The 4,094-nt window shown below is 34.8% G+C and carries 4 protein-coding genes and 1 pseudogene; 1 reads left to right on the forward strand and 4 read right to left on the reverse strand.

The genetic code is table 11. From position 1 onward, the window contains the following. Positions 1 to 8 precede the first annotated feature (8 nt). Positions 9 to 1,685 carry a glycoside hydrolase family 13 protein gene (locus tag V7024_RS00010; protein ID WP_335513916.1) on the reverse strand — a complete coding sequence of 559 codons (1,677 nt, stop codon included), beginning with the start codon at positions 1,683 to 1,685 and terminating at the stop codon, positions 9 to 11. A gap of 274 nt (positions 1,686 to 1,959) precedes the next feature. Here V7024_RS00010 and V7024_RS00015 point away from each other — a divergent pair, with 274 nt between their 5' ends. After that, positions 1,960 to 3,060 (forward strand): ABC transporter ATP-binding protein, encoded by a 1,101-nt coding sequence (locus V7024_RS00015; RefSeq protein WP_335513919.1) that lies wholly within the window; start codon positions 1,960 to 1,962, stop codon positions 3,058 to 3,060. Between the two features lie 38 nt (positions 3,061 to 3,098). Here the strand turns inward: V7024_RS00015 and V7024_RS00020 are convergent, their stop codons facing one another. The 3 genes and pseudogenes from V7024_RS00020 to V7024_RS00030 all read right to left on the reverse strand — a co-directional run. Beyond that, positions 3,099 to 3,575, reverse strand: coding sequence for an SDR family NAD(P)-dependent oxidoreductase (locus tag V7024_RS00020; RefSeq protein ID WP_098918984.1), 477 nt, complete (start codon positions 3,573 to 3,575; stop codon positions 3,099 to 3,101). A 97-nt stretch (positions 3,576 to 3,672) separates the two neighbouring features. Next, positions 3,673 to 3,771, reverse strand: coding sequence for a flagellar motor protein (locus V7024_RS00025; protein WP_335513923.1), 99 nt, complete (start codon positions 3,769 to 3,771; stop codon positions 3,673 to 3,675). A gap of 247 nt (positions 3,772 to 4,018) precedes the next feature. After that, positions 4,019 to 4,094 (reverse strand): annotated as a pseudogene (locus V7024_RS00030) (RDD family protein); the annotation flags it as partial.

A 4,094-nucleotide genomic window follows, 5' to 3' on the forward strand; every position in this document is an offset into this window, starting at 1 on the left:
ATATCTTCTCATTTCAGTTTATACACCCTCGTTTCATAAGGCTGTAAAGCAATATTTTCAATTAATTCACTCTGCACATCATAATTGTGTATGAATAACTCTGAACTACTATGCGTTATCTCTTCTGGCAACTCGAATACACATGATTCCTCAGTAAAGTTTGCAATAACAAGTAATTTCTCATCTTTCCATGTTCTCACATAAGCAAAAATAGACGGATGATCTTCTAGAATCAAGTCATATGTACCATATACAATGATTTCATGCTTTTTACGAAGTTCAATCAATTTCTTATAGTAATAAAAAATTGATTGCGGATCACGTAATGCCTGCTCTACATTGATAGCTTTATAATTAGGATTTACTTGTAACCACGGCTTCCCTGTCGTAAACCCCGCATGTTCGCTGTTTTCCCATTGCATCGGTGTCCGAGCATTATCGCGCCCTTTCGCATAAATAGATTGCATCACTTTTTCATGATTTTCACCATGTTCCATTACTTTTTCACGGTACATATTCAGCGTTTCAATATCGCGGTACTCATCAATTGAAGCAAATTGGACATTTGTCATTCCAATCTCTTCACCTTGATAAATATAAGGAGTCCCTTTCATCATATGAAGTACCGTCGCTAACATTTCCGCTGACAGAATACGATAAGATTTATCGTTACCAAAGCGAGACACAACACGCGGCTGATCATGATTATTCCAATACAAACTATTCCATCCTTTATGCTCCAATGCTTTTTGCCACTTTGTTAAATTTTGCTTTAGCGTAAGGAGTGAGCATGGAAGCACATCCCATTTACCATTCTCTCCAGAATCTAAATCCATATGTTCAAATTGAAATACCATCTGTAATTCCTGGCGCTCTTCAGCTGTATACAGTTTAGCTTCTTCCGTTGTTACACCCGGCATCTCACCAACTGTCATAATGTCATATTTAGACAGTACTTCTTGATTCATTTCATGTAAATACGTATGAATATTAGGCCCATTCATAAAGTACTGATGCCCTGATACATACCCTTCCGTTTCGGTATCAACAGCTGGGAGCCCTTCTGTTTTTGAAATAAAGTTAATGACATCCATACGGAAGCCATCAATCCCCTTGTCAAGCCAAAATTTCATCATCTCATAAATCTCTTTACGCACATGCTCATTGTCCCAGTTTACATCCGGTTGCTTTTTTGAAAATAAATGTAAATAATATTCATCTGTCGTTTCATCATACTGCCAAGCCGATCCACTGAAAGCAGCTCCCCAATTATTCGGCTCTTTTCCATCTTTTCCTTTACGCCAAATATAGTAATCTCGATATGGATTATCTTTTGATTTCCGCGATTCAGCAAACCAATGATGTTCATCTGAAGTATGATTAACAACTAAATCCATCATTAATTTCATATTACGTTTATGCATTTCACTTAACAATTCATCCCAATCATTCATCGTCCCAAATTCACCCATAATCTTACGATAATCGCTAATATCATAGCCATTATCATCGTTTGGAGATTCATAAACTGGTGATAACCAAATTACATCTATACCTAGTTCTTGTAAATAATCAAGCTTTGAAATAATTCCACGAAGATCACCAATTCCATCACCATTACTATCCATAAAGCTACGCGGATAAATTTGATATACAACACATTCTTTCCACCACTGTTTCTCCATCATGCTACCCCATTTCATTATTTAATTGCAAAACAGGCGCAAACGTTTTCATTACTGAATGATAACAGATTTAAAAAAAAATGAAAACAGGCTTACATTTTTTATCATCAAAAAAATATAACCTTTTCCTCGATTAACACTAAATATACAATAGTTAAACTACACTTCTTTAAAAATATGAAAACGTTTTAATTTTTTTGTTTATTTTTTTTATGCATTCGTATATAATAAACCCAAAGAAAACGTTTGCACACTTTTGCTAGGAGGAAAAGTCATGGCAGAATTAAAATTAGAAAATATTTATAAAATATACGATAACGATGTAACAGCAGTAACAGACTTTAATTTACACATTCAAGATAAAGAATTTATCGTGTTTGTTGGTCCATCCGGGTGCGGAAAATCAACGACATTACGAATGGTCGCTGGTTTAGAAGATATTTCAAAAGGTGAATTCTCAATTGATGGAAAAATAATGAATGATGTTCCTCCAAAAGATCGTGATATCGCAATGGTCTTTCAAAACTATGCACTTTATCCGCATATGAGTGTTTATGATAACATGGCATTCGGCTTAAAGCTTCGTAAAATTCAAAAAGAAGAAATTGATCGCCGCGTGAAAGATGCAGCCCGTATTTTAGGACTAGAAGAATATTTAAATCGAAAACCAAAAGCATTATCTGGAGGTCAACGGCAACGTGTTGCATTAGGACGTGCCATTGTTCGTGATGCAAAAGTTTTCTTAATGGATGAACCGTTATCAAATCTTGATGCAAAATTACGTGTAACAATGCGATCAGAGATTTCTAAGCTTCATCAAAAACTAGGAACAACAACTATTTATGTAACACATGACCAAACAGAAGCTATGACAATGGCATCACGCCTTGTTGTTATGAAAGATGGGAAAATACAGCAGATTGGAACACCAAAAGAAGTATATGAAACACCCGAAAATATTTTCGTTGGTGGATTTATTGGCTCTCCTGCAATGAACTTTTTCCGTGGTCAGTTAACAGAAAATTACTTTGTAATAGACAATAAGATAAAAATTAAAGTATCTGAAGGAAAAATGAAACTGCTGAGTGAACAAGGCTATATTAACCAAGAAATTATTTTAGGAATTCGTCCAGAAGATATTCACGATGAACTCTTATTTCTAGAAGCTTCACAAGATACAACATTTACAACAAAAATCGATGTTGCTGAACTATTAGGTGCAGAATCTATTTTATATATGAAACTTGGAAATCAAGATTTTGCAGCACGTGTTGATGCGCGACATATGTTTACAAACGGTGATCAAATCCAGCTTGCTTTTGATATGAATAAAGCGCACTTCTTTGATGTGAAAACCGAAAATCGCATTCGCTAAATACAAAGAAACCGTCCATATTTATGGGCGGTTTTCCATTATAATACTACTTCTGCTGTATGAAATGATTGTTGCCTTGCACCTATAACACCAGAAATCGGTAAATCTGTTAACATCATTTCTTCTTGCTGTTTCATAAAAGATGACGTCAATTGCTTTATTTCTATCCAGACGTCATTTATGCAAAGTGTAGTGGAATCGTTCTCTTTTTCATGAGAAAATATGGGATCTATTTTATATAATCCAGCATTATTAAACAACATATCAACTCTATTATAGACTTCAAGTGCAACTTCTAAAACATGTCGCCAATCACTTTGCTTACCCATATCGTGAGTAACAAAAATTGCATCTCCACCTAATTCTACAATTTCATCAACTGTTGCTTGTCCGCTTTCCTCATCAATATCTGTCACAATTACTTTGGCACCTTGCCCTGCCAACAAAAGAGCCGTGCTACGGCCAATACCAATGCCACCACCTGTTACAACGACAATTTTTCCTGCTAGCTTCATCGTCATTACCCCTTCTGGTTAGTCTTACCGTCACAGTATACTCCTTTTTTCAAAGCATCCGCAAGCAGGAAAAGATAGATATATAAGATGTAATCGCTTACTTTCGAACTTTCTTTTTTTTCTTACTATTATACTGATCAAAAGCTAGACCTACAAAAATAAGAATTCCCCAAAATAATAAACTTCCTCCCATCATTTCGCCCCCAAAAATGTAAATTTATTACTCTTTATTATTAATATATCATTTTCTTAATTTTCAGTCTGCTTGAATTAAAAAAAGCGCGCCTTTCCGTGACGCGCCATCAATATGGAGGGTACTATATAGGAGATGCCTGTCCTATATAAATTCTATTATACCAATTAAAAATATCGAATTTTGTAAAAATTTATACTTAGTAGAAATTTTTATTAATAAAAAAAGAGAAGCGGCTGCCTCTCTTTCCCTATACGACACTCATAACTTTTGTTTTTACTATAAGATCATGGAAACCGCTATTATCACTTCTAAACAGCATCATG

The sequence above is a fragment of the Bacillus sp. JJ864 genome, from assembly GCF_036963045.1.
Lineage (GTDB): Bacteria > Bacillota > Bacilli > Bacillales > Bacillaceae_G > Bacillus_A > Bacillus_A pseudomycoides_C.

What these genes read in the sequence shown, in the direction of transcription:
- V7024_RS00010 (WP_335513916.1), bottom strand. Translation starts at nt 1,685, where the DNA reads ATGGAGAAACAGTGGTGGAAAGAATGTGTTGTATATCAAATTTATCCG.
- V7024_RS00015 (WP_335513919.1), top strand. Translation starts at nt 1,960, where the DNA reads ATGGCAGAATTAAAATTAGAAAATATTTATAAAATATACGATAACGAT.
- V7024_RS00020 (WP_098918984.1), bottom strand. Translation starts at nt 3,575, where the DNA reads ATGAAGCTAGCAGGAAAAATTGTCGTTGTAACAGGTGGTGGCATTGGT.
- V7024_RS00025 (WP_335513923.1), bottom strand. Translation starts at nt 3,771, where the DNA reads ATGATGGGAGGAAGTTTATTATTTTGGGGAATTCTTATTTTTGTAGGT.